Below are 24,903 nucleotides of genomic sequence, written 5' to 3'. Positions count from 1 at the left end.
TCCTGCAAAGAGAGCCAATCATGAAAGTCTATACCGCCGCCCAGATGCGCGAACGCGAGCAAGCAGCCGTCGATAAAGGCACAAGCTTCGACCAACTGATGGAAAACGCCGGCAGCTCTGCCGCCCGAGACCTCATGCAGCGTTATCCCCAGGCCGGGCGCTCCCTGATCGTTTGCGGCAAAGGCAACAACGGAGGCGACGGCTTAGTCATGGCAAGATATATGCAGGCGCAAGGTTGGCACATCGATATTCTGTTTTCACTCGGAGAAAACCTCTCCCCCTTGGCTCAAACCAATCGCGAACGCCTCAATGGTTTACCTCATATTGAATTGATATCCGTCCAAGAACTGGAAGGCCGTCTGAAAAAAGGTTACGACATCATTATCGAAGGCATATTCGGCACAGGCTTCAGCGGCGCACTTCCTGCAGAAATCGCCACTCTCTGCCGCCAACTCAATCATTCAGACGGCCTGAAAGTCGCCCTCGATATTCCCACCGGCCTCAACTGCGACACCGCCGAAGCCGATCCCGATACATTCCGCGCAGACCTGACCTACACCTTTGCCGCCTACAAACCGGCACACTTAAGCGAGTCCGGCAAAACCTATTGTCAAGAAACCGTCTGTTTGCCTATTGGCATTGATTAAATGCCTATAAAAAACAACAGGGTGAAAAATTGTACCCTGTTGTTTTTGTTTACTTCCAAATCTGCGCCAATTTAATCCCCAGCGCCGTCAAACCAAACGAGCCGAAAACATGCAAACAGGTTGCCATCAAAGCCATGCCCCAACGTTGCGCCTGCATCAAACCCACCATTTCCACTGAAAAACCTGAAAATGTGGTCAAGCTGCCGAGAAAACCGGTAATCCAAAGCAAACGCCATTGAGGATCGGTTAAAAGTTCCGCCAACACACCAATCAGCAGCGCACCCAGCCAGTTTGCCGCCAAAGTACCAATAGAAAAAGGCGCAGAAGACACCAGCACCAAGCCAAACAACCAACGCAATACAGCCCCGACAGCAGCACCGCAAACAATGGGAAAAATATAAGCAAACATAATAAGTTAAACATTCAATTCAAAAAACAGGCCATCCGGTCATTAGGTCGTCTGAAAATCAAGCAAAGATGCCTTCATATCTTATTGCCAAATCTTAGGCGCGGATTTCAAATACCTGTCGTCATCGAAAGTACAAATCCATTGCGGCTTGAGCGCGATAAAAATGGCTGTTGAAATACCGCTCAAAAATGCCTCCGCCCAAGCGATTAAGAAGAAAACAGGAAAAGCGGTTTTCCATAATACCGCCGTATCAAACACATCCGCCCAGTCCAACAAACCGACCAAAACCACACCGGTAAACACCATTCCGACCGCCGCGGCCCAAAAACCATTCAGAAAAATAAAGATAAAGATATTGGCAGGCAAACGCGATACCCAATGGCGGAAACCCAAGTTCACCAACAAAGGCGGAAGCAATACGGACAAGGCGTTGATGGGAAACATATGCCAATCGCCCCAAAGCCACAAATATGGAAAAAACAGCAAAACGCCAAGGCAGAAAGCGGCAGAGGTGCCCAGCATTAAAGCCGTCAGGTTTAAAGCAAGCAGATGATAGCTCATGCCGGCCAGTTGTCCGCTTTCCGGGGAAGCATTCAAACTCCAAGCCAGCGGCAACACCACGGCAGCCACCAAAAATGCGGAACGATGCTGCGATACCGACACCCATGCCTGCTTTGCACACAAAGCAAAAATCACCAGCAACACAGACCATGCCGCCATCACGACACCATCGGGAAACCATCCGTTTTGAAAAATCATCATCTCATCCGCAAAATGTTCAGACGGCCTATTATACGCGTCTCAAGCCACAGCTTTGGCAATCCTGTCTGCCTTTGCCGTTAAAGCTTGTTTCGGCTGGTTTTGTTTACCCGAAAAAAGCGTTAGAATAACGGACTTTGCCGTTTAATTAAGGGGATGGACGCATGCTTTGGACAATATTGGCTTTAATTCTGCTGGCTATCATAGCCGGCTTGTTCTGGTGGCGCCAGAAACAAGAGCAAAAGTGGCGCCAAGAATTGGCTCGGCTCAGTGGCGATGAGCAAGAATTAAACGAAGAAGACAGCCCGGTCGGTTTTTCCGACCAACTGGACAGCCTGAAACGTTTGTTCAGCATGAACAAGCGCACTGCCGATAACCATAAAATCGCCCGCATCCGCCTGCTTTCCGCGCTCGAACACAACAAAATGCAACGCGCCGAAACAGAAGAAGAGCACGCAGCAGAGCCAGTTGCCGAAGAGCCGGAACACATCGCAGCTACCGAAGAAGAAATCAAAATTGCGCCTAAAACCCACAAATCTGCCAAACCGGAACGTATTCCTAAAATCACGCCGTTTGCACAAATGGAAACGCCCGAATACAGCCCGTCTTTGGTGCAAAACAGCAATTTTGAAGAAATCACATTAGAAGAAGCCACCCGTTCCCTACATGAAGCAGCGGTTGAAGAATGGAACGAGCATTTAGCCGAAAAAAATGCGCCGATTTACAAAGACGAAGTCGAAACCCCATTACTGCGCGCTTCATCCCTGCCGATGACCGGCATGGAAATCATCGACTATAACGACCCTATCTTGCGCCGCACACGCGAGCGTGCCTTGGCGCGTGCCAATAATGTCCGCGTGGCAGAAGCCAATGCGCCGCATATCGAAACTGTTCAGACGGCCTTAAGAACTGCCGAAAAAGAAGCTATCCTCCCCTATACTTCCATGCAGGCATTCCCTTCTGAAATCCAAGCGGAAGATATTCACAACAACCTTGCCCGCCGCACCGCCGCCCGCCACAAACTGGCCGAGGCCGTCGCCCCATTGAGCGACTACTCTCCGCGCACCATCGAAAATGACGAAATTCTGGCCAACTTGGGACAAATCAGCCGCCCTGCCAGCTTGCGCCGTCAAGTTCGCCATACCGAAGCGGCCGCCGAAAGATGGGCGCGTAAACAAGCTGCCACGGAAGCTGTTGCACCACGACCTGCCGCACCGGCAACACCATCCCGTCCGAAACCAGCTGCGCCTGTTAAAAAATCCCCTTATATCTCCCGACCTGCCGCGCCAAACACAACCGTAGTCGAGCCGCCTGCCGTACCGGTTGTCCATATGGCTAAAACCGATATTCCCGAGCCGCCTGTTTTCCAAACCTCCATTGCGCCGATTGATATCACCGAGCCGCCTACTTTTGAACATAAAATCCAAGTACCGATTTTTGATGCACAAGTCAATGCGCATGTCAGCAATCAGCCTGAACGCAGCATCTGCGATTATTTAATCAGCGAATCTGCCGTCGAAGAAGTAGAGTTTGATGGTGAGCCGGAAGATCCTGTACAACTGGAAGCTATTCAAGCAGTTGAAACCATTGAACCCGTTGAATCTATTGAAATAATCGCAAGGCCGTCTGAATATACACAGACAGCCATTGAAACGCCTGTTCAAACCGTAGAACCAAGCGTTCAAGAGAGTACGCCAAGCATAGCTATTCCAACTTCGGCAACACTTACCGAAGCACACCGGCCGACTACCGCCCTGCTTCTGCCGCCGCAATTTGACCCGAGCGCATCGCAAACTGAAGAACAGTTGTTGGAAAACAGCATTACCATCGAAGAAAAACTGGCCGAGTTCAAAGTTAAAGTCAAAGTGATGGACTCCTATTCCGGCCCGGTCATTACACGCTACGAAATCGAGCCTGATGTCGGCGTGCGTGGCAGTGCCGTTTTGAACCTTGAAAAAGACTTGGCGCGCTCGCTTGGCGTGGCTTCCATCCGCGTGGTGGAAACCATCCCCGGCAAAACCTGCATGGGCTTGGAATTGCCTAATCCGAAACGCCAAATGATCCGCCTGAGCGAAATCTTCAATTCTCCTGCGTTTACCGAATCCAAATCCAAACTGACCCTTGCCCTCGGCCAAGACATTACCGGCCAGCCTGTTGTGACAGACTTGGCCAAAGCGCCGCATCTTCTGGTTGCCGGTACGACCGGTTCAGGTAAATCCGTAGGCGTGAACGCCATGATTCTGTCCATGCTCTTCAAAGCAACGCCTGAAGACGTGCGCATGATTATGATTGACCCGAAAATGCTGGAGCTGAGCATTTATGAAGGCATTCCGCACCTACTCGCCCCTGTCGTGACCGATATGAAGCTGGCCGCAAACGCCCTGAACTGGTGCGTCAACGAAATGGAAAAACGCTACCGCCTGATGAGCTTTATGGGCGTGCGCAACCTTGCCGGTTTCAACCAAAAAATTGCCGAAGCCGCCGCACGTGGCGAAAAAATCGGCAACCCGTTCAGCTTCATGCCTGAAAACCCTGAGCCATTGGAGAAACTGCCGTTTATCGTGGTCGTGGTCGATGAGTTTGCCGACCTGATGATGACTGCAGGCAAGAAAATTGAAGAACTGATTGCCCGTCTTGCCCAAAAAGCCCGCGCAGCCGGTATCCATTTGATTCTTGCTACCCAACGCCCAAGCGTGGATGTCATTACCGGCCTGATTAAAGCCAATATTCCGACACGCATTGCCTTCCAAGTGTCCAGCAAAATCGACAGCCGCACGATTCTTGACCAGATGGGTGCGGAAAACCTGCTCGGCCAAGGCGATATGCTGTTCCTGCCGCCCGGCACCGGCTATCCGCAGCGTGTACACGGCGCGTTCGCATCCGATAATGAAGTACACCGCGTAGTGGAATACCTGAAACAATTCGGCACGCCTGACTATATTGACGATATTTTAAGCAACGGTTCCACTGAAGACTTTACCGGTACCGGCCGCAGCAACGACAGCGACCTCGACCCCATGTATGACGAAGCCGTTTCTGTTGTCTTAAAATCGCGTAAGGCCAGCATTTCCAATATCCAACGCCAACTGCGCATCGGCTACAACCGCGCCGCCCGCCTGATTGACCAAATGGAAGCCGATGGTATTGTTTCCCCGGCGGAAAACAACGGCAACCGCACCATCTTGGCGCAAAGCAGCGAGCATTTAGATTAACTTATCTCCATCAATAAAAGGCCGTCTGAAAACTTTTCAGACGGCCTTTTTAAATCAGATAATGGGTTCAGAGATTCCAATTAAATAAACAAGCAAATAAGTAATCTGTAAACGGCATTTCTTACAAAAAAAATGCTTTTGCATTAGTGGCATTTGCTTCGCTATTAAATAAACCCAGCCTCAATAAACAAAATTTGACCTGCAAGATATATCCCTCTATCCATTTGTCGCCATTTTCAGACGGCCTTTCGTCAAGACCGGAAAAACAGGTAAATCCATTTTTCGATTAGAAGCAATATTATTATGATTCATGCCTTCGGCAACACCCCACCCTTTACGAGGAAAAACAAATGAAAAAATATTTTGCAGAATTTTTCGGCACTTTCTGGCTGATATTCGGCGGCTGCGGCAGCGCAGTTTTGGCAACAGCCTACCCTGAACTTGGCATTGGCTTTGCCGGTGTCGCTTTAGCATTCGGTTTGACCGTACTGACCATGGCTTACGCCGTCGGCCACATTTCCGGCGGCCACTTCAACCCTGCCGTTTCCGTCGGCCTTTTCATTGACGGCCGTTTCAACGGTAAAGACCTGTTGCCTTACATCGTATCCCAAGTTATCGGTGCGATTGCCGCTGCTGGAGTTCTGTATCTGATTGCTTCCGGTAAAACCGGTTTTGATGCTGTTGCTTCCGGCTTTGCCAGCAACGGTTTCGGCGAACACTCTCCTAACGGTTACGACATGATGGCTGCTTTGCTGATCGAATTCGTACTGACCGCATTCTTCCTGATCATCATGGGTTCTACCGACAAACCGGCTCCAGCCGGCTTTGCCCCTATCGCCATCGGCCTGGGTCTGACCCTGATTCACTTGATCAGCATTCCTGTAACCAATACTTCCGTAAACCCTGCACGTTCTACCGGTGTTGCCTTGTTCCAAGGCGGCTGGGCTGTTGAACAACTGTGGTTGTTCTGGTTGGCTTCCATTGCCGGCGCAGCAGTTGGCGCGGCTATTTACCGCTTCGTTTTGGCTAACAACGACAAATAATCTTAACCGAATGACATTCCAGGTGCGGCTGACACCCTAAACTGACCGCACCCAAATTGCCGAGACACAAACGCACCGCCTGACTAAGACGGTGCGTTTGTTTTTGCCATGTTACAATACTTTCTTTTCTCACATTCTCAAACCATCATGCAAACCTTACCTTTTCAAACCGATATCGCTGACAGAATGCTGGTCAATACCGAAAACGAAACCATTCATCCTGATGCCGTATTCGTACAAACGCAAAACGGCTATTGGATTGCTTGGCACGACCAACAGGCTGCTCTGCTTGCCCCCGACACACCACCCGATATTCCCTGCTTTTGGGTGGAAGGCGCAGAAAGCCTGGAAGAGCTGGTAAGCATGGTAGAAAACGGTGAATTTGACGAAGTTGAAGAATTTGACGGCGATGATGATGCTTGGCAAGAAGCACTCGGATGCGGCCATCATCACGAAGGACACTGCGGATGCAGTCATTGAGATGCACAAAACGCCTGATTCCGGCACTTGCCCTTTGTCTGACGCTTAACGGCTGAGTTGTAGGCGCAGCTGTCGATTTGGCCGCCACAACCGTCCTGACTGCCGGAAAATTGGTTGTCAAAGGAACGGGGGCAGTGATTGATGCCGCCATTCCCGACGGTAAAAAAGACAAGGATAAAGAAAAAGAAAAGAGCAAAGAAAAGCCAAAATCGGAAGAAATCATCTATAAGGAAGAGTCCTCCAACGAAGTAACGCAATAATCCTTCAGACGGCCTCAGTAAGAAAACCAATCCTACTGAGGCCGCCTGAACATTCATCCTTACATATAGCCCTGTTCGCGCAAAGAGCAGGTTTCTTTTGCCGTCACGATAAAATGGTCCAACAGCGTAATATCGACCAAACTTAAAGCCTGTTTCAAACGCTCTGTAAACTGCACATCAGATTCAGACGGCCTTGCCGAACCGCCCGGATGATTGTGTGCCAAAATCAAACTGTCGGCATATTCATCCAATGCCAATTTAACGATTTCTCGAATATAAACCGTATTTTCCGCCACCGTACCGCGCGACAATTCCCGTACCGCAATCAATTGATTTTGACGGTTGAGCAACAAAGCAACGCTGACCTCAATTTTTTCATGCCCAAGGTGCAGGCGCAGATAATCCGCAACCGATTTTGGGTTTGACAAAACAATCTGCTCCTGCAAATCTTCACCCAAAATCCGCCGCCCGATTTCTTTGACCACGGCAAATTGAGTATAGCTTGCCAAACCCATGCCCTTATAAGCAGCGAGTGTTTTGGCATCCGCACTCATCAGCTTTCCCAAACTGCCAAACTCACCCAACAAATAACGCGCCAAATCAACCGCGCTCATACCGCGCGTTCCGACACGCAGCAAAATCGCCAGCAACTCCGCATCACTCAACGCCGCCGCACCGTGCGCCAAGAGCTTCTCACGCGGCCGTTCCCCTTCGGGCCATTCTTTGATACTCATGTTTTCCCTTTTATTCATATAGCGGATTTAGTTTCAATTTCGAGCAAAACCGCCTCTCCCGATATAAAACGTCATCCATTATGGTTTTAGCAAATAAATCCAATTTTCGTATTTTATTCTATTTTGAATAATTATTTAAGACATATGAATGATAATTAAGCCACTTTGTACAGAAAAACAACGTTACCCATTTTTACTATCCTGTTTCCCTGCCTGCCTTTCCTTTCATATTTGTTTCAAATCAGCCGATACAAGCAATTTCATATTGCCCCTATGAGGCTTAGGCTAATATAATACCGAGTTTGCCGAGAGCAAAAGCTTAGGCTTAAACTGCTTTCTATCCACGCTGCCCGTGCGCTTTACAAGAGTTTCAGACGGCCTCCGTTCGACTCCCGCCAGCAATCAAACAGCTTTTTATCACCCATTCGAAAATCCGTTTTGCCGGTACTCGTCTTTCTTTTTGGAGTATTGCCATTATGACCGCAACCACTGCGTCTTCAGCCAAACCTTATCTGCAAATCCAAGGCTTGGTGAAAAAGTTTGGTGACAATTACGCTGTCGATAACATCGACTTGGACATTTACCAACATGAAATCTTTGCCCTTTTGGGCAGCTCAGGCAGTGGTAAATCCACGCTGCTGCGCATGTTGGCAGGCATGGAAAGCCCCAATCAGGGCAAAATTATTCTCGACGGCCAAGACATTACCAAGCTTGCTCCGTACGAGCGCCCAATCAACATGATGTTCCAAAGCTATGCCCTGTTCCCGCACATGAGCGTTGAACAAAACATCGCTTTCGGTCTGAAACAGGACAAAATGCCTAAAGGCGAAATCGATGCCCGTGTGGAAGAAATGTTGCGCCTGGTGCAAATGACCAAATACGCCAAACGCAAGCCGCACCAACTCTCCGGCGGCCAGCAACAACGTATCGCTTTGGCACGCAGCCTGGCGAAACGTCCTAAAATCCTGCTGCTTGACGAACCTTTGGGCGCACTCGATAAAAAACTGCGTCAACAAACCCAACTGGAATTGGTCAACACACTGGAACAAGTCGGCGTAACCTGCATCATGGTTACCCACGACCAAGAAGAAGCGATGACCATGGCTACCCGTATCGCCATTATGTCCGACGGCCAATTGCGCCAAGTCGGTACGCCTAGCGACGTGTACGATTATCCTAATAGCCGCTTTACTGCTGAATTTATCGGCGAAACCAATATTTTTGACGGCGTCGTTGTTGATGACCGCGCCGATTTCTCCATCGTCAAATGTGACGGTTTGGAAAACCACGTCCGCATCGACCACGGTTTGGGCGTTCCGAACGACCATGAAATTTGGATCAGCATCCGCCCTGAAGACATTGATTTGCACAAAGAAAAACCGAAACACTTAGGCGCGCACAACTGGGCTCAAGGCACAGTCAAAGAGATTGCCTATCTGGGCAGCTTTGCGATTTACCATATCAAACTCGCCAACGGCCGTGTCGTCAAAAGCCAAGTTCCCGCACCTTATTGGTATGTGCGCAACATTACGCCGCCGACTTGGGATGAAACCGTCTATATCAGCTGGCCTGAAAACCAACCGACACCTCTGTTCAGTTAATTTGAGGGAAATGCGATGAACCTTAAAAAACTGAAAAATAAACTGTTCCGCCGCCCTGGCCAGCGTGCAGTGATTGCCGTGCCGTATATTTGGCTTTTGATTCTGTTTCTGATTCCGTTCGCCATCGTCTTGAAAATCAGCTTTGCCGAACAAGAAATCGCCATTCCGCCATTTACGCCGTTGACAACGATTGATGAAGACTTAGGCCGTCTGAACATTGCCATCAGCTATCAGAACTACGCCGATATCTTCCAAAATTTTTGGAATACGCTCAATCCGTTTGGCGACAGTGAAAACAGCAATATCTATTTGATGACCTACTGGTCTTCGATTAAGACCGCGCTGACGACGACCATCATCTGCCTGCTGATTGGTTATCCGACCGCTTATGCCATTTCACGCGCCAATCCGGCTGCGCGCAACGGCCTGCTGTTGGCAATCATGCTGCCTTTCTGGACCTCTTTCCTGCTGCGTGTTTACGCATGGATGGGCTTATTGGGTCACAACGGCATCATCAACAATTTCTTAATCAAATACGGAATCATCAGTGAGCCTTTAAACCTGTTCTACAATGCTTTCTCGCTGAATTTGGTGATGGTTTACGCCTATCTGCCGTTTATGATTTTGCCGCTGTACACACAACTGGTAAAACTGGACAACCGTCTGCTCGAAGCCGCTTCCGACTTGGGCGCAGGTCCGATCAAATCCTTCTTTACCATTACCCTGCCTTTATCCAAAACAGGCATCATTGCAGGCTCTATGCTGGTCTTCGTGCCGGCCGTCGGTGAATTTGTGATTCCTGAATTGGTGGGCGGTTCTGAAAACCTGATGATCGGTAAAGTATTGTGGCAGGCATTCTTCGACCAAAACAACTGGCCGCTGGCTTCTGCTGTTGCCGTCGTTATGGTTGCCCTGCTGGTTGTACCGATTGCCCTGTTCCAGCACTATGAAAACCGCGAATTGGAAGAAGGAGGCAAATAATGCAGAAAACCAAATTATCCTGGTTCTTGAAACTGATGCTCCTGCTCTCGCTGGCATTCCTCTATATTCCGCTGGTGGTTTTGGTCATCTATTCTTTCAATGAATCGAAACTGGTTACCGTTTGGGGTGGCTTTTCAACCAAATGGTATGGCGCATTGATGGAAAACGACACCATCTTGGAAGCGGCCTGGCTGTCATTGCGTATTGCCATCGTTTCCTCGCTTGCCGCCGTGGCACTCGGCACATTGGCTGGCTACGCCATGGCGCGTATCAAACGCTTCCGCGGCAGCACCCTGTTTGCCGGTATGATTTCCGCGCCTATGGTGATGCCTGATGTGATTACCGGTTTATCCATGCTGCTGTTGATTATTCAGGTGCAAATGTTCCTACAAGGCAGTGAATTGCTGCAATCGCTCTACTTTGATCGCGGCTTCTTCACCATCTTCCTCGGCCACACCACGCTTTGCATGGCGTACATTACCGTCGTTATCCGCTCGCGTTTGGTGGAATTGGATCAATCCTTGGAAGAAGCGGCTATGGACTTGGGTGCCCGTCCGCTGAAGATTTTCTTCGTGATTACCCTGCCGCTGATTGCCCCTGCGATTGCTTCCGGCTTCCTCTTGGGCATTACCCTGTCTTTGGACGACTTGGTGATTACCTCCTTCCTGTCAGGCCCGGGTTCATCGACATTGCCGCAAGTGATTTTCTCCAAAATCAAACTCGGTCTTGACCCTCAGATGAACGTTTTGGCAACCATCCTGATCGGTATCATCGGTACGCTGGTGATTGTCGTCAACTACTGGATGATGCGTCAGGCAACCAAACGGGAACGCGAGGCTGCCGAAGCCTACCGCCAAGAAAAATTGGCAGCCGAGAAAGCCGCCTAATATGCAGACAGGCTGTCCGATAAAGCGTCGGAACAGCCTGTTTTATTAACTGCATCTTATCCTTTCAGACGGCCTGAACCCAACCCATATTCCAGGCCGTCTGAAAAACAATTTCAATGAAGTGAAAACCAACCTAAAGCTCAAATCATGATTAATCCCAGCTTCAAAGAATACCTTCCTTCCTACTATGTCAGCACGGCCAATCCCCATCCGTCTTATCCGATACTTGAAGGCCGTCTGAAAACTGAAACCTGCGTTATCGGCGGCGGCCTGTCCGGTTTATGCACCGCCCTACCGCTTGCCGAAAACGGCCATGAAGTCATCGTACTTGAAGCCGCCCGTATCGGTTTCGGCGCATCAGGCCGCAGCGGCGGACAAGTCATCAGCGACTTTGCCTGCGGCATGGAAGAAATCGAAAAACAAGTCGGTTTGGAACAGGCACAATGGTTCTGGCAGCAATCTCTGCAAGCCGTTGAACTGGTTGACTCGCGCATTCAAAAACACAATATCCAATGCGATTGGCAACGCGGCTACGCTACTGTCGCCGTCCGTCCTCAGCATTGGGAAGAATTGCAACAATGGCACGAGCACGCCCAAAAACATTATGGCGCAAGCCATTACCAGCTTTGGGATAAAGCCACGCTGAAGCAGCAACTTGCCAGCGATATGTATCAAGGCGCGCAATTTGATCCTTTATCCGGCCACTTACACCCACTCAATTACACCCTAGGCATTACCAAAGCGGCAGCCGATGCAGGCGCACAACTTTTTGAGCAATCCCCGATGACGCGTATCGAGCCATGCGATAACGGCTGGCTGGTGCATACTCCTAACGGCAGCATTGAGTGCAAAAACCTCGTTTATGCCGTCAATACTTATGCCGGTTTGCACCCGAAATTCAAAGTATTGGAACAAAAAGCCATTGCAGTCAGCACCTTTATCATCGCCACCGAACCCCTGGGCGAACGCGCCAAAGACCTGATCCGCAACAATATGGCCATCTGCGACAACCGCCACGTCCTCGACTACTACCGCCTCAGCGCCGACAGCCGCCTGCTCTTCGGCGGCAAAGACAACGAGTTTATCGACGATCCTGACCGCATGACCGAACTCGTCCGCCAAGACATGCTGAAAGTTTTCCCGCAACTTGCCGATGTCAGAATCGAGCATTCTTGGGGCGGCGAATGCGACATCACGCGCAACCTCGCACCACATTTCGGCCGCCTCGCCCCTACCGTTTTCTACGCCCAAGGCTATTCCGGACACGGCATGGCGATTACCGGCATTGCCGGTTTGGCGATTGCCGAAGCCGTCATGGGCGATGACGGCCGTCTGAAACCTTTTGAGCAACTGCGCCACAGCAACATCATTACCCAGCCTTTCCTGCGCAAACTCGGCTCTTTCCTCGGTTCAAAATACTATCAATGGAAAGACAGCCACTAAACCCAAGCAACAAACATATTTCAGACGGCTGCAGATTCAAGTAAAATTCAGGCCGTCTGAAAGCTTAGATACGACAAAATTCAATCATTTATCAGCAAGGAAACCATCATGAGCAACCATCATAAACTCATCATCCTCGGCTCCGGCCCTGCCGGCTATACTGCCGCCGTCTATGCCGCCCGTGCCAACCTCAACCCTGTGATCATTACCGGCGTTGAGCAAGGCGGACAATTGATGACCACCACCGAAGTGGACAACTGGCCTGCCGACGTAGAAGGCGTACAAGGTCCGGAACTGATGGCCCGTTTCCAAGCTCATGCCGAACGCTTCGGTACCGAAATGATTTTCGACCAAATCCACACCGTTGATTTGCAAAACCGTCCGTTTACCCTCAAAGGCGATATGGGCGAATACACCTGCGATGCACTCATCGTTGCCACCGGCGCATCCGCCAAATATTTAGGTTTGCCAAGCGAAGAAACCTTTGCCGGAAAAGGCGTTTCCGCCTGCGCGACTTGCGATGGTTTCTTCTATAAAAAACAAGATGTTGCCGTAGTCGGCGGTGGCAATACCGCTGTAGAAGAAGCCCTCTACCTTGCCAATATCGCCAACACCGTTACCCTGATTCACCGCCGCGACAGCTTCCGTGCCGAGAAAATCATGGTGGACAAACTGATGCAACGCGTCGAAGAAGGCAAAATCATCCTCAAACTCAACAGCTCGGTTGATGAAATCTTGGGCGACGAAAGCGGCGTTACCGGTGCACGCCTGAAACACAACGACGGCACTACCGAAGACATCGCCGTCAAAGGCGTATTCATCGCCATCGGCCACAAACCCAACACCGATATTTTCAAAGGCCAACTCGATATGGATGAAACCGGCTACCTGAAAACCAAAGGCAGCACCGGTGACAATGTTGGCGCAACCAATATCGAAGGCGTATGGGCGGCAGGCGACGTCAAAGACCATACCTACCGTCAAGCCATCACCAGCGCAGCTTCCGGCTGCCAAGCCGCGCTTGATGCCGAACGTTGGCTCGACCGCCACGGCGTATAAGCCTCTAAGCTACGCCCTATTCTTTAAAACATAATAAAAGGCCGTCTGAAATTTCAGACGGCCTATAATCTATCTACCACACTCAAATATTCATTTTAAAAGCAAATTTATATCAAATAAGAACTTTTGCTTTATAATAACGACAAATACCTAACAAACAGGGAACAAACATGAAAAAAACACTAATGACACTTATCCTTTGCGCACTGACTCCTGCCGCCCTGGCTGCCGATACTTACGGCTACCTGGCCATGTGGCAAAACCCTTCCGACAGCAATGAAGCGCTGCAAATCAAAACCACCAAAGAAAATGCCACCCAACTGGATGCGACAGCCGAACTCGAAACATTCTGTAAAGGCCAAGATGCCTTAGCCGGTATCAGCGCAGACCAAGCAACAGGCTGTAAAACGGTTGTCCCTCTGCACAACACCTGTATTGCTGTTGCCTACCCTAAAGCCATGGGCAAATTGACTGCTCAAAACGTAGTCGCCATCACATCTCCACGTTTCAAAACCGTGCATCAAATTGCCTTGAACCAATGCATCAAAAAATACGGCTCACAAGGACAATGTGCTTTAGAAACAGTCTATTGCACTTCCGAAACCTACTATCAAGGTACGATCAAAACCCTTTGGGAAAAAATCAAATCCATTTAAGGCCGTCTAAAAATAAAACCGGCTTGCCCGATATTCTCCATATCACGGCAAGCCGGTTTTTTATTCCGGCTTTTATTTGCTGTTTTTTTCCAACAATTTGGCTACAACGCCTTCAGCCTGTTTCACCAAATCAGGATCGGTTCGGAAGTGGTTTTCATCGTTCAAAGAGTAGCTGACCGTAGAAACCGCATACTTCGTGCTTCGCAACACAAATACGCCTTTACGCAAGATTTCGTTATTGCCTTTGGTTTTGTAACGCAGGTTATACGGGCAAGAAGAATCATACAGTTTGCCGCGGTTATCCGCTGTCACAATCGTGCTGCCAATACCGCGTTTTGCCAAAGCTTTGGACAAAGCACGATCCAAATCATGCGGCCTTACTTTTGCATTTTGAATGATGCAGACATGTTTGATGCCGGTCAGCTCTTCAGGTTTCAATACTCTTTGTTCCGTAGTGGAACACGCGCCCAGCAACAATACGGCTGAAGCCGCCGCTAAAATCATGGTTTTCATCTGTTTTCCTTTTTAAAATTTTCAAACAATAAATATTCAGACGGCCTTTATAAAAAGGCCGTCTGAAAAAATCAACGTACGTTTTTCATCAAACGCTGTTTCTCACGCTTCCAATCCGCTTCTTTCAGGCTTTGGCGTTTGTCATGCTGTTTCTTACCCTTGGCCAAACCGATTTCCACTTTGATTCTACCGCGTGTGTAATGCAGATTTAAGGGCACAATCGTATAACCGGCACGTTCGGTTTTACCGATTAATTTGTTGATTTCCGATTGTTTCAACAACAACTTACGCGGACGGACAGGATCGGGTTTTACGTGTGTCGAGGCAGTGGGCAATGCGGTAATGTGGCAGCCCACTAAATAAAATGCGTCTTTTTTCCAGTAGATATAGCTTTCTTTTAATTGTACGCGTGCAGCGCGGATGGCTTTGACTTCCCATCCTTCCAATACTATACCGGCTTCGATTTGGTCTTCGATAAAGAAATCGTGAAAGGCTTTTTTATTATTGGCAATACTCATTGTGCTGATTCTTTACAAACTTTTCAGACGGCCTATTTTATCAGGCATGCTTAAAAAATAAAACGGCAAATGGTTTTGAAACGTTTATTCGCTTAAAACATGGCGACGGTAAAAGCGGTCTATATCGGCAATGGCTTTTTCATCTTCAGGGCGCAAATCCAGTTTCAAATCGGCAAGGCGGATCAAGATTTGGTCTTCACGCTCGGCAACGGCGCAGCTGACCTCTCCTTCGCTGCGAAAATGACGGATAAGCTCGTCCAACTGGTTTAAAGCATTTTGATAAGATGAATTTTGATTCATAATTTTTGACCCAAACGCCCATAAAAAATGGCGGGAAACCCCGCCATGATTTTACGGCTTACGCCGCGCATTTGATTAAGCAGCTTGAATATTAGCAGCTTGTTTGCCTTTAGGGCCGGTGGTTACGTCGAAAGATACGCGTTGACCTTCTTTCAGGGTTTTGAAACCATCCATGTTGATCGCTGAGAAGTGAGCGAACAAATCTTCTCCACCTTCATCAGGAGTGATGAAACCAAAACCTTTAGCGTCGTTAAACCATTTTACGATACCGGTTGCCATTAGAAACTTCCTATACTTAAAAATTAACAAAATCAGCAAAACAAGGCATACAGCAAACTAAAACGTTCAGCGTTTCTCCCACGTATTGTATACGCGGTCGAGTGCCAACTTCTGCTTAACCGTCTTTTTACATTTGTTAAGACAAAACGTCAAGCTATGTTTTCAAAAAAGTGGGAAAATAGAAAAAAATTGTCGAAATACAACAGAAAACGGTTTACATTCTAAAACAGGCCGTCTGAAAACTGAAACCTAAGATTATGAACCATCCGAATACCGACCACCAGTCCGATACCCTGCTCAGCGATATCAACACACAGCCGCCGAAACGTTACGGCGTATTTTTATTGAACGACGATTACACCACCATGGAATTTGTCGTCGAAATCCTGACCGAAGTCTTTATGCTTGCACAGGAACAGGCAGTGGCCGTCATGCTGCTGGTGCACCACGAAGGCAAAGGCCTGTGCGGCACCTACACGCGCGATATTGCGCAGACCAAGCAGCATCAGGTCATGGAACGTGCTAAAGCTGAAGGGCATCCGCTCAAATGTATAGTCGAAGAGGTTTAAATCATGCTTTCACCCGAATTGGAACACATCCTGCAACTGCTCTATCGTGAAGCACGCAACGCCCGTTATGAGTTTATCAGCTTGGAACACCTGCTTTTGGTGCTGATAGAAGAAGATGCGGCTGTACCGAACGTCTTGAAACTGTGTGGTGCGGATTTAAAAATCCTGTCCGAGCAGCTTGCGGCCAGCGTTGCTGAAAACACGCCGCAAATTCCCGATCATCTTCTGGATACGGTCGAAACCCAGCCGACATTGGGCTTCCAACGCGTCATCCAACGGGCGATGGTGCATACCCAGTCTGCCGGCAAAGCCGCAGTAGAGCCTTTGGATATTTTGGTTGCCATGATGAGCGAATCCGAAAGCCATGCCGTTTATTTCCTCAAATTGCAATCCATTACGCGCTTCGAAGTCTTGCGTTGCATTGCCCATGGCTCGCCCGATGACGAAGATGGCAATGATTCAGACGGCCTGGGACGCGAGGGCGAAGAAGCGGAACAGAAAACCGGCTCCCTTTCCGACTACACCGTCAACCTCAACGCCGAAGTCAAAGCCGGCCGTATCGACCCTTTGATTGGTCGCAAACACGAAATGGAACGGCTGGTGCAAATCCTGTGCCGCCGCCGCAAAAACAATCCGCTTTTGGTCGGCGAGGCTGGCGTGGGCAAAACCGCACTGGCAGAAGGTTTGGCACACCAAATCGTCAACGGCGACATTCCCGACGCGCTTAAAGATGCCGAAGTGTACGCGTTGGATATGGGTTCGCTTTTGGCGGGTACAAAATACCGCGGCGACTTTGAAGCGCGGGTCAAATCCGTCTTGAAACAGCTCGAAAAAATCCCGCACGCGATTTTGTTTATCGACGAAATCCACACCATCATCGGCGCGGGCAGCACCGGCGGCGGCACAATGGATGCGTCCAACCTGCTCAAACCCGCGCTGGCGAAAGGCTCGCTGCGCTGCATCGGCGCGACCACTTACGACGAATACCGCACCATTTTCGACAAAGACCACGCCTTAAGCCGCCGCTTCCAAAAAATCGACGTGGTCGAACCCACCGTTTCCGAAACCGTGCAAATCCTGCGCGGCTTGAAGCCGATGTTCGAAGGCTTCCACCAAGTGCGCTACACGCAAGGCGCGCTCGAAGCCGCCGCCGAACTCTCCGCCCGCTACATCAACGAGCGTTTCCTGCCCGACAAAGCCATCGACGTAATGGACGAAGCAGGCGCTGCGCAAAGGATTCTGCCCAAATCCAAACAGAAAAAAGTCATCGGCAAAGCGCAAATCGAAACCGTCATCGCCAAAGTCGCACGGATTCCTGAAAAAACCGTGTCGCACGACGACAAACAAGTGCTGCAATTCCTCGGCCGCGATTTGAAAAACATGGTTTACGGTCAAGAAAACGCCATCGACGCGCTGGTTGCCGCCGTCAAAATGTCGCGCTCCGGCCTCGCCCTGCCCGACAAACCCATAGGCAGCTTCCTCTTCTCCGGTCCGACCGGCGTCGGCAAAACCGAAGTCGCCAAGCAGCTTGCCTACTCGATGGGCGTACCGCTGCAACGCTTCGACATGTCCGAATACATGGAGCCACACGCCGTATCGCGCCTTATCGGCGCGCCGCCGGGCTATGTCGGCTTCGAACAAGGTGGCCTTTTGACAGAAGCCGTCAACAAGCAGCCGCATTGCGTGTTGCTCTTGGACGAAATCGAAAAAGCCCACCCCGACATTTTCAACGTCCTCCTGCAAGTCATGGACGCAGGCAAACTGACCGACAACAACGGCAAGAGCGCCGATTTCCGCAACGTCATCCTGATTATGACCACCAATGCGGGCGCGGAAAGCCTCAGCCGCCCCAGCCTCGGCTTTACCGCCAAACGCGAACGCGGCGACGAAATGCAGGCGATCAACAAACTCTTCACGCCCGAATTCCGCAACCGCTTGGACGCAATTATCCCGTTTGCACCCTTGTCCGAACCCATCATCGTCAAAGTCGTGGACAAATTCCTGCTCCAGCTCGAACACCAGCTCCTCGACAAAAAAGTCGAAGCCGAATTCACGCCGGCATTGCACAAATATCTGGCGGAAAAAGGTTTCGATCCACAAATGGGTGCACGCCCAATGAACCGCCTGATTCAGGAAAAAATCCGCAAACCACTCGCCGACGAACTCCTGTTCGGAAAACTCGCCGACGGTGGCTTTGTGCTGATAGACTGGGATGCAGCAAAAGAAGAAGCCGTGTTGAAGTTTAAGAAAAGCAAGGTCAAACCTGAAGCAGAAACTGTTTAACCGGTTAAAAAATAAAAGGCCGTCTGAAATTTCAGACGGCCTTTTTATCTCAATCAAAAATCTGATTTACAAAACGGATTTAACAGTGGCAACCACATTGTCTACGGTAAAGCCGAATTCTTTGAACAGCAAGTCAGCAGGTGCAGACTCGCCGAAGCGGTTGATACCGACCACTGCACCGTTCAGTCCGACGTATTTGTACCAGCCGTCGGCGTGTCCGGCTTCTACGGCAACGCGCAGCAGGCCTTCGGGCAGGACGGCGGCTTTATAGGCGGTGTCTTGGCGGTCGAACACGTTGGTGGACGGCATGGAAACGACGCGCACGGCGATGTTTTGTGCGGCGAGGGCTTTTTGCGCTTCCAAAGCCAATCCAACCTCGGAACCGGTGGCAATGATGACGGCTTGCGCGTTGCCTTGGGCTTCGCTGATGACATAGCCGCCGCGTTTGATGTCGTTCAGCTGTTGCTCATCACGCGCTTGGAATTTCAGGTTTTGACGGCTGAAAATCAAGCTGGACGGATGATCGGCCGCTTTAACGGCTTCAGACCACGCTACCAAAGATTCAACGGTATCGCATGGACGCCATACATCCATATTCGGAATCAGGCGCAGAGTGGCAGTTTGTTCGATAGGTTGGTGGGTCGGGCCGTCTTCGCCCAAACCGATGGAATCGTGGGTGAACACAAATACAGGGTTGATTTTCATCAGTGAAGCCATACGCAGGGCGTTGCGTTCGTACTCGCTGAACATCAGGAAAGTCGCGCCGAATGGTTTAACACCGCCATGCAGGGTAAGGCCGTTCATGATTGCGCCCATGCCGAACTCGCGCACACCGTAGTGAATATAGTTGCCGCCGTGTTCGCGGGTAACGGAAACGCTGTTTGACCAGTCAGTCAGGTTAGACGGGGTCAAGTCGGCAGAACCGCCCACCAATTCAGGCAGCTCTTTTGCCAAGATTTCGATGCTGTTTTGGCTGGCTTTACGGGTGGCGATGGTTTCTGCTTTGACACACACTTCTTTCAATGCGGCTTGAACATAAGCATCGAAGTTTTCAGGCAGTTTTTTATCCATGCGGCGCACGAATTCTGCAGCCTCTGCAGGATATTTGGCTTGATATTGAGCGAAGAGTTCGTTCCATTCGGCCTCAAGTTTCGCGCCTTTTTCTTTTGCATCCCATGCAGCATAGATTTCTTGAGGGATTTCAAACGCAGGATAATCCCAACCCAAATGTTTGCGCGTGGCTTCGATCTCGTCCGCACCCAAAGGCGCACCGTGGGTTTTATGGCTGCCTTCTTTGTTGGCACTGCCTTTACCGATTAAGGTTTTGCAGCAAATCAGGGAAGGTTTGCCGGTTTCGGCTTTGGCCGCTTCAATGGCCGTCTGAATGGCATCAGTATCATGACCGTTTACATTTGGAATCACATGCCAGCCGTAGCTTTCAAAACGTTGCGGAATGTTTTCGGTAAACCAACCGTCCACTTTACCATCGATGGAAATATTGTTGTCATCATATAAAACAATCAGTTTACCCAAGCCCAAAGTACCGGCAAGTGAGCAGGCTTCATGCGATACGCCTTCCATCAGGCAGCCGTCGCCCATGAAGACGTAGGTGTGGTGGTCAACGATATTCAAACCGTCTTTATTGAATTCGGCAGCCAGGATTTTTTCGGCCAAAGCCATGCCCACAGCGTTGGCAATACCTTGTCCCAATGGGCCGGTTGTGGTTTCCACGCCGTCAGTGTAGCCATATTCAGGATGGCCGGGGGTTTTGCTGTGCAGTTGGCGGAAGTTTTTCAGATCATCAATGCCCAGCTTGTAGCCGGTCAGGTGCAGCAGGCTGTACAACAGCATGGACGCGTGGCCGTTGGAGAGGACGAAGCGGTCGCGGTTGTAGAATTTGGGGTTGGCGGGATTGTGATTGAGGAATTTCGTCCACAATGTTTCCGCCATTTCCGCCATACCCATAGGCGCGCCGGGGTGGCCGGAATTGGCTTTTTGAACGGCATCGGCCGAGAGGAAGCGGATTGCGTTTGCCAGTTGAGACATGGTTTGACCTTCCTTGGACAAGATTGGAAATATGAGAAAAGTGTGCCGATTATCGCCTGAATCAGCCGTGCTTTCAAGAATAGCCTTTGATATTTGCATTGTCAGACGGCATGATTTCCAATAAGCCGTCTGAAACGGACGGGATAGATGATATTAACTGTTATTTCGTTTTGAAACAGTATGTTGTAAATTTTTTATCGGATAAATAGGAAATCACTATAAGTATAAACCTACGCTTATTCCGTAAGTCTTTGAATACTGCTCTTTTCAGACGGCCTTGTATGAGGCAGGAGTACCGCAACTATTGTTAAGGCCAAACCCTGCTTTTGCTTTGCATAGAGCCAAATGTTATGATTTTATATGCACGTCCAAGGCCGTCTGAAAATACTCGCATCAAACTACTACCATGACAAAAGGCTTGTGTGCACTTCGATTAAGGAACACTGATTATGTCACCCGAAAACCAAGCGGAAAACACCACACACTCAACAGAAAAAACGGCAAAAGCCACTCCGCCCAAACCTTCCAAACCAAAATCCAGCGTAATTCAAATTCATCCCGAAGGCGAACGCATCCATCCGAAAAAAGCAGAAGGACGCTTTGCCAAACTGCGTATTGCCGCCGTATTGGCGACCCAGTTTGTATTTTACGTAATTCCATGGTTTAACTGGAGTAACCGTCAGGCAGTTTTATTTGATATTCCTGACCGTCATTTTTTCATTTTTGGCCTGTCACTGGGCATGGGCGATTTGATTTACCTTGCCTTGCTGTTGATGATTTGTGCTTTCGGACTGTTTTGGTGGACAACCATTGCCGGTCGTTTGTGGTGCGGCTATTCTTGCCCGCAAACGGTTTACACCGAAATCATGCTTTGGATCGACAACTTGGTTGAAGGCGACCGCAACAAACGTTTAAAACTGGAAAAATCGCCTTGGAACTTTACTAAAATCCGCATTAAAGTCACCAAATACCTACTGATTTTCCTTGTCTGTGCATGGACAGGTATAACTTTTGCAGGCTGGTTTGTCCCTATCCGCCAGTTTGTTCCCGATTTATTCACCGGAGCAGCAGGCGGCGGCGCAATGTTTGCTGCAGCGTTTTATGGATTCATGACCTTCTTCTTTGCCCACATTATGCGCGAAAAAGTGTGCCTGCATATGTGCCCATATGCACGCTTCCAAAGTGCAATGTTTGACAAAGACACGCTGATTATTTCCTACGATACCGAACGCGGCGAACCTCGCGGTGCACGCAAAAAAACCGCCAACAAAGAAGACAGCGGCTTGGGCGACTGCATCAACTGCACCATGTGTGTACAAGTCTGCCCCGTCGGTATCGACATCCGCGACGGTCTGCAATACCAATGCATCGGTTGTGCAGCCTGTATCGATGCTTGTGATGAAATCATGGACAAAATGGGTTATCCGCGTGGCCTGATCCGTTATACCACCGAAGGCGCAATGGAGCATGAATACCCTGAAAGCGACATCAAAAAACGCCTGAAACGCCCTCGCGTTGCAGGTTATGGTGCAGTATTGTTTGTGGTTATTATTGCTTTCTTAACCGGTATTGCCACCCGTAAAATGGTCGAAGTGGATATTCTGAAAGACCGTGGCGTGATGGTTCGTGAAAACAGCCAAGGCTGGTTGGAAAATGCCTACAACCTGCGCATTATTAATAAGAGTGAACATGAACAGACCGTTACTGCAACAGTCAAAGGTTTTGATGATATCGCCTTGACCGGCTTGCCAGAAAACGGTATTAAAATTGCGCCACGCGAAACCGTGACCATTCCGGTTCAAGTGTCCACTATCCCCGAGTACGCCGAAAAAGGCAGCCAGCCGATTGAATTCACTTTCGCATATCGTGAAACCAATGCCGCTGATGCCGAACCGACTGTCTTGAATGAAAAAGCAACCTTTATTGGAGAATAACAACGGTGTCCAAACCCAATCCCACTAAGCCTTGGTATAAACACATTTGGCCTTGGGTGCTGATGGCAGGTCCAATCTTTGTCGTTATCGCCAGCGTGTCTATGTTCTTCGTCGCAAAAGAACATACGACAGACTTGGTTTCCGACGATTACTATAAAGACGGCAAACACATCGAAATCCAGCTTCACCGCGATGAAGAAGCCGTTAAAAGGCAGATTCAAGTGCAGGTTTTAATCAGTCCGGATATGAATGCCGCCAAAGTATTCGTCAGTGGACAATTCGATCCCAAACAGCCATTAAACCTGCTGCTGATGCACCCGACACGCAAAGCTGACGACCAAACCGTCAAGCTGCGCGCCGTAACGTCCGAACCACAAAACGGCCGCATGGAATACGAAGCCATTTTCAAACCTCTCCATCAAACCAACCATTGGTATTTACGAGTTGAAGATACCTCAGGCGTGTGGCGTGTTGAAAACAAATGGATAGTCAGCCAAGGCAATGCAGTCAATCTGACGCCTATGGACAAATTGTTCAACAACGGCAAACAAGCTGCTTCAGAAGAACAATAAATCCCATACTCAGGCCGTCTGAAACTTTCAGACGGCCTGAACATCTTTTTATCCTCTATCATTCTTTAAAATATGATTTTTTCCAATTGGCGCAGACTGACCAAAAACGAAGTCCGTATGGCAAAACAGGTTTTTTCCGACGGTATAGACTTCAATCGCATTAAAATATATCGCGGCATCCCCTTCCTGCCCAACCCTAATACCGCTATTGCCCCCAATGGAAATATATATTTCCCGCTCAAACACTGCCCTGATGATTTCACTCAAGCCGGCATCGCTTACAAAATCTGGCTGATTCATGAGCTGACACACGTCTGGCAACACCAGCGCGGTCACAAAGTTTGGTTATCCGGTTTATTCATTATGCTCAAAGGCGGATATAGGAAACACAAAGCTTACGCCTATCCCATGCCTTTGCCTCACTTCAACCAACTCAATATCGAGCAGCAAGCCGACCTCGTTGCCCACTATTTTGCATCCACTTACCTGCCCAAAAATATTTACACCCCTCAACAACCCATTTTTCAGACAGCCTTAACAGACTTTCTTCACAACCCGCATAACAAAGCCCTATGCCCACGTTACTTGTCGGCAAAAAACAACACTCAAAAAAGCCCAACGAGCAAATAAGCTATAATGGACAATCCGACACATCATCCAAAAGGTCCCCAACCATGCCTTGGAACATACCTATTTTACTTACCTGGATGCGCGTCCTATTAATCCCCGTGTTCACCATCCTATTCTATTTACCGAACACATGGATTCAACCACAAACCGTCAATTGGACAGCCGCCATCATCTTTGCACTTGCAGCTATTACAGACTGGTTTGACGGCTTTTTGGCACGTCGCTGGAAACAAACCTCCGACTTTGGCGCATTCCTCGATCCCGTTGCCGACAAACTTATGGTTGCCGTTGCCCTACTCCTGCTCGTCAGCCTTGGCAGAACATACGCCATCTTCGCCATGATTATTATCGGCCGAGAAATCACCATTTCCGCCCTACGCGAATGGATGGCACAAATGGGAAAACGCGGCAGCGTTGCAGTAGCCACTATCGGCAAATTCAAAACCACTGCCCAAATGATCGCCATCTTCCTTTTGCTTATCGGCACGGACAAATATAACGACCCTTTCTATCTCATTGGTAACATATTGATGTTTATAGCATCTGTATTGACCATCTGGTCCATGTGCTACTACCTGAAAATGGCGTGGAAAGAATTCAAATAAAATTTTTAAAAAAATAAAAACAAAACACTTGACGCACACGATTAAATCCATAATAATTGCGTCTTCTTCGATATACGAAGCAACAAATATCAGAGCGGGAATAGCTCAGTTGGTAGAGCGCAACCTTGCCAAGGTTGAGGTCGCGAGTTCGAGACTCGTTTCCCGCTCCAGTTTAATTTCAGATGCACTCAAATGCGGGAATAGCTCAGTTGGTAGAGCGCAACCTTGCCAAGGTTGAGGTCGCGAGTTCGAGACTCGTTTCCCGCTCCATTAAATCATGCATCCGAATACGCGGGAATAGCTCAGTTGGTAGAGCGCAACCTTGCCAAGGTTGAGGTCGCGAGTTCGAGACTCGTTTCCCGCTCCAGTTTCAATACTACAAACACTCCAAAGTAGTTTATTTGGCGAGATAGCAAAGTGGTTATGCAGCGGATTGCAAATCCGTCTACGCCGGTTCGATTCCGACTCTCGCCTCCATCCATT

The 24,903-nt window shown here is 49.3% G+C and carries 24 protein-coding genes, 4 tRNA genes and 1 pseudogene; 21 read left to right on the top strand and 8 right to left on the bottom strand.

Features of this window, described 5'->3' with window-relative positions; translation table 11 throughout:
- The first annotated feature begins 20 nt into the window (after positions 1-20).
- The gene (locus tag FAH67_RS02615) at positions 21-647 is read left to right on the top strand and encodes an NAD(P)H-hydrate epimerase (protein ID WP_003679593.1); all 627 of its coding nucleotides are present in this window, start codon (positions 21-23) and stop codon (positions 645-647) included.
- Positions 648-696: 49 nt separating this feature from the next.
- Here the strand turns inward: FAH67_RS02615 and FAH67_RS02610 are convergent, their stop codons facing one another.
- Entirely contained in the window at positions 697-1,056 is a 360-nt protein-coding gene (locus FAH67_RS02610; RefSeq protein ID WP_003679592.1) for a CrcB family protein, read from the bottom strand.
- Between the two features lie 81 nt (positions 1,057-1,137).
- The gene (locus FAH67_RS02605) at positions 1,138-1,815 is read right to left on the bottom strand and encodes an energy-coupling factor ABC transporter permease (protein ID WP_039863562.1); all 678 of its coding nucleotides are present in this window, start codon (positions 1,813-1,815) and stop codon (positions 1,138-1,140) included.
- A gap of 164 nt (positions 1,816-1,979) precedes the next feature.
- On the opposite strand from FAH67_RS02605, the gene FAH67_RS02600 reads away from it, so the two are divergent.
- The 4 genes and pseudogenes from FAH67_RS02600 to FAH67_RS02585 all read left to right on the top strand — a co-directional run bounded on the left by FAH67_RS02600 (position 1,980) and on the right by FAH67_RS02585 (position 6,810).
- Complete coding sequence (locus FAH67_RS02600; protein WP_003679589.1) at positions 1,980-5,027, top strand: DNA translocase FtsK; 3,048 nt, start codon at positions 1,980-1,982, stop codon at positions 5,025-5,027.
- Between the two features lie 350 nt (positions 5,028-5,377).
- Positions 5,378-6,070: an aquaporin Z gene (gene aqpZ / locus FAH67_RS02595; RefSeq protein WP_003679587.1), complete on the top strand. Its 693-nt coding sequence runs from the start codon at positions 5,378-5,380 to the stop codon at positions 6,068-6,070.
- A 147-nt stretch (positions 6,071-6,217) separates the two neighbouring features.
- Positions 6,218-6,550 carry a hypothetical protein gene (locus FAH67_RS02590; protein ID WP_003685466.1) on the top strand — a complete coding sequence of 111 codons (333 nt, stop codon included), beginning with the start codon at positions 6,218-6,220 and terminating at the stop codon, positions 6,548-6,550.
- Positions 6,538-6,810, top strand: a pseudogene (locus FAH67_RS02585) (NF038104 family lipoprotein). Before FAH67_RS02590 ends, FAH67_RS02585 begins: the two are co-directional and overlap by 13 nt.
- 59 nt (positions 6,811-6,869) lie before the next feature.
- Here the strand turns inward: FAH67_RS02585 and radC are convergent.
- Entirely contained in the window at positions 6,870-7,544 is a 675-nt protein-coding gene (gene radC, locus FAH67_RS02580; protein WP_039863560.1) for a RadC family protein, read from the bottom strand.
- Between the two features lie 476 nt (positions 7,545-8,020).
- On the opposite strand from radC, the gene FAH67_RS02575 reads away from it, so the two are divergent.
- From FAH67_RS02575 to FAH67_RS02550, 6 genes are all read left to right on the top strand, one after another.
- Entirely contained in the window at positions 8,021-9,145 is a 1,125-nt protein-coding gene (locus FAH67_RS02575) for an ABC transporter ATP-binding protein (RefSeq protein ID WP_003679577.1), read from the top strand.
- 15 nt (positions 9,146-9,160) lie between these two features.
- Complete coding sequence (locus FAH67_RS02570) at positions 9,161-10,126, top strand: ABC transporter permease subunit (RefSeq protein ID WP_003679576.1); 966 nt, start codon at positions 9,161-9,163, stop codon at positions 10,124-10,126.
- Positions 10,126-11,013, top strand: coding sequence for an ABC transporter permease subunit (locus tag FAH67_RS02565; RefSeq protein WP_003679574.1), 888 nt, complete (start codon positions 10,126-10,128; stop codon positions 11,011-11,013). The genes FAH67_RS02570 and FAH67_RS02565 overlap by 1 nt, the downstream gene beginning before the upstream one ends.
- 147 nt (positions 11,014-11,160) lie before the next feature.
- Positions 11,161-12,456: an NAD(P)/FAD-dependent oxidoreductase gene (locus tag FAH67_RS02560; RefSeq protein WP_003679572.1), complete on the top strand. Its 1,296-nt coding sequence runs from the start codon at positions 11,161-11,163 to the stop codon at positions 12,454-12,456.
- 108 nt (positions 12,457-12,564) lie between these two features.
- Positions 12,565-13,515 carry a thioredoxin-disulfide reductase gene (gene trxB, locus FAH67_RS02555; protein ID WP_003679571.1) on the top strand — a complete coding sequence of 317 codons (951 nt, stop codon included), beginning with the start codon at positions 12,565-12,567 and terminating at the stop codon, positions 13,513-13,515.
- A 170-nt stretch (positions 13,516-13,685) separates the two neighbouring features.
- Positions 13,686-14,171: a DUF4189 domain-containing protein gene (locus FAH67_RS02550; RefSeq protein ID WP_003679569.1), complete on the top strand. Its 486-nt coding sequence runs from the start codon at positions 13,686-13,688 to the stop codon at positions 14,169-14,171.
- Between the two features lie 72 nt (positions 14,172-14,243).
- Here the strand turns inward: FAH67_RS02550 and FAH67_RS02545 are convergent, their stop codons facing one another.
- The 4 genes from FAH67_RS02545 to FAH67_RS02530 form a co-directional block, all read right to left on the bottom strand.
- Positions 14,244-14,684: a hypothetical protein gene (locus FAH67_RS02545; RefSeq protein ID WP_112890729.1), complete on the bottom strand. Its 441-nt coding sequence runs from the start codon at positions 14,682-14,684 to the stop codon at positions 14,244-14,246.
- A gap of 71 nt (positions 14,685-14,755) precedes the next feature.
- Positions 14,756-15,202, bottom strand: coding sequence for an SsrA-binding protein SmpB (gene smpB / locus FAH67_RS02540; protein ID WP_003679566.1), 447 nt, complete (start codon positions 15,200-15,202; stop codon positions 14,756-14,758).
- Positions 15,203-15,286: 84 nt separating this feature from the next.
- Positions 15,287-15,502 carry a hypothetical protein gene (locus tag FAH67_RS02535; protein WP_003679564.1) on the bottom strand — a complete coding sequence of 72 codons (216 nt, stop codon included), beginning with the start codon at positions 15,500-15,502 and terminating at the stop codon, positions 15,287-15,289.
- Positions 15,503-15,577: 75 nt separating this feature from the next.
- Positions 15,578-15,781 (bottom strand): cold-shock protein, encoded by a 204-nt coding sequence (locus FAH67_RS02530; protein WP_003682902.1) that lies wholly within the window; start codon positions 15,779-15,781, stop codon positions 15,578-15,580.
- Between the two features lie 257 nt (positions 15,782-16,038).
- On the opposite strand from FAH67_RS02530, the gene clpS reads away from it, so the two are divergent.
- Both clpS and clpA read left to right on the top strand, forming a co-directional pair.
- Complete coding sequence (gene clpS / locus FAH67_RS02525; protein ID WP_003679561.1) at positions 16,039-16,350, top strand: ATP-dependent Clp protease adapter ClpS; 312 nt, start codon at positions 16,039-16,041, stop codon at positions 16,348-16,350.
- Between the two features lie 3 nt (positions 16,351-16,353).
- Positions 16,354-18,633: an ATP-dependent Clp protease ATP-binding subunit ClpA gene (gene clpA, locus FAH67_RS02520; protein ID WP_003679560.1), complete on the top strand. Its 2,280-nt coding sequence runs from the start codon at positions 16,354-16,356 to the stop codon at positions 18,631-18,633.
- Positions 18,634-18,699: 66 nt separating this feature from the next.
- On the opposite strand, the gene tkt is transcribed toward clpA, so the two are convergent.
- Positions 18,700-20,679 carry a transketolase gene (tkt, locus tag FAH67_RS02515; RefSeq protein WP_039863558.1) on the bottom strand — a complete coding sequence of 660 codons (1,980 nt, stop codon included), beginning with the start codon at positions 20,677-20,679 and terminating at the stop codon, positions 18,700-18,702.
- A gap of 449 nt (positions 20,680-21,128) precedes the next feature.
- On the opposite strand from tkt, the gene ccoG reads away from it, so the two are divergent.
- The 8 genes from ccoG to FAH67_RS02475 all read left to right on the top strand — a co-directional run bounded on the left by ccoG (position 21,129) and on the right by FAH67_RS02475 (position 24,897).
- Positions 21,129-22,613: a cytochrome c oxidase accessory protein CcoG gene (gene ccoG / locus FAH67_RS02510; protein ID WP_003679556.1), complete on the top strand. Its 1,485-nt coding sequence runs from the start codon at positions 21,129-21,131 to the stop codon at positions 22,611-22,613.
- A 62-nt stretch (positions 22,614-22,675) separates the two neighbouring features.
- Positions 22,676-23,185, top strand: a complete 510-nt coding sequence (locus FAH67_RS02505) for a FixH family protein (protein ID WP_003679555.1) — start codon at positions 22,676-22,678, stop codon at positions 23,183-23,185.
- Positions 23,186-23,302: 117 nt separating this feature from the next.
- Positions 23,303-23,815: a type IV secretion protein Rhs gene (locus FAH67_RS02500; RefSeq protein WP_232500794.1), complete on the top strand. Its 513-nt coding sequence runs from the start codon at positions 23,303-23,305 to the stop codon at positions 23,813-23,815.
- Between the two features lie 44 nt (positions 23,816-23,859).
- A complete protein-coding gene (pgsA, locus tag FAH67_RS02495; RefSeq protein ID WP_003679552.1) occupies positions 23,860-24,420 on the top strand; it encodes a CDP-diacylglycerol--glycerol-3-phosphate 3-phosphatidyltransferase in 561 nt (186 codons plus the stop codon).
- 94 nt (positions 24,421-24,514) lie between these two features.
- Positions 24,515-24,590 (top strand) — tRNA-Gly (locus FAH67_RS02490).
- A 24-nt stretch (positions 24,591-24,614) separates the two neighbouring features.
- Positions 24,615-24,690 (top strand) — tRNA-Gly (locus tag FAH67_RS02485).
- A 21-nt stretch (positions 24,691-24,711) separates the two neighbouring features.
- Positions 24,712-24,787, top strand: a tRNA-Gly gene (locus FAH67_RS02480).
- Positions 24,788-24,823: 36 nt separating this feature from the next.
- Positions 24,824-24,897, top strand: a tRNA-Cys gene (locus tag FAH67_RS02475).
- The last annotated feature ends 6 nt before the right edge of the window (positions 24,898-24,903 follow it).

This window comes from Neisseria flavescens (assembly GCF_005221285.1).
In the GTDB taxonomy this organism is placed as follows: Bacteria; Pseudomonadota; Gammaproteobacteria; order Burkholderiales; family Neisseriaceae; genus Neisseria; species Neisseria flavescens.
This window is presented reverse-complemented; position numbering and strand designations above follow the sequence as displayed.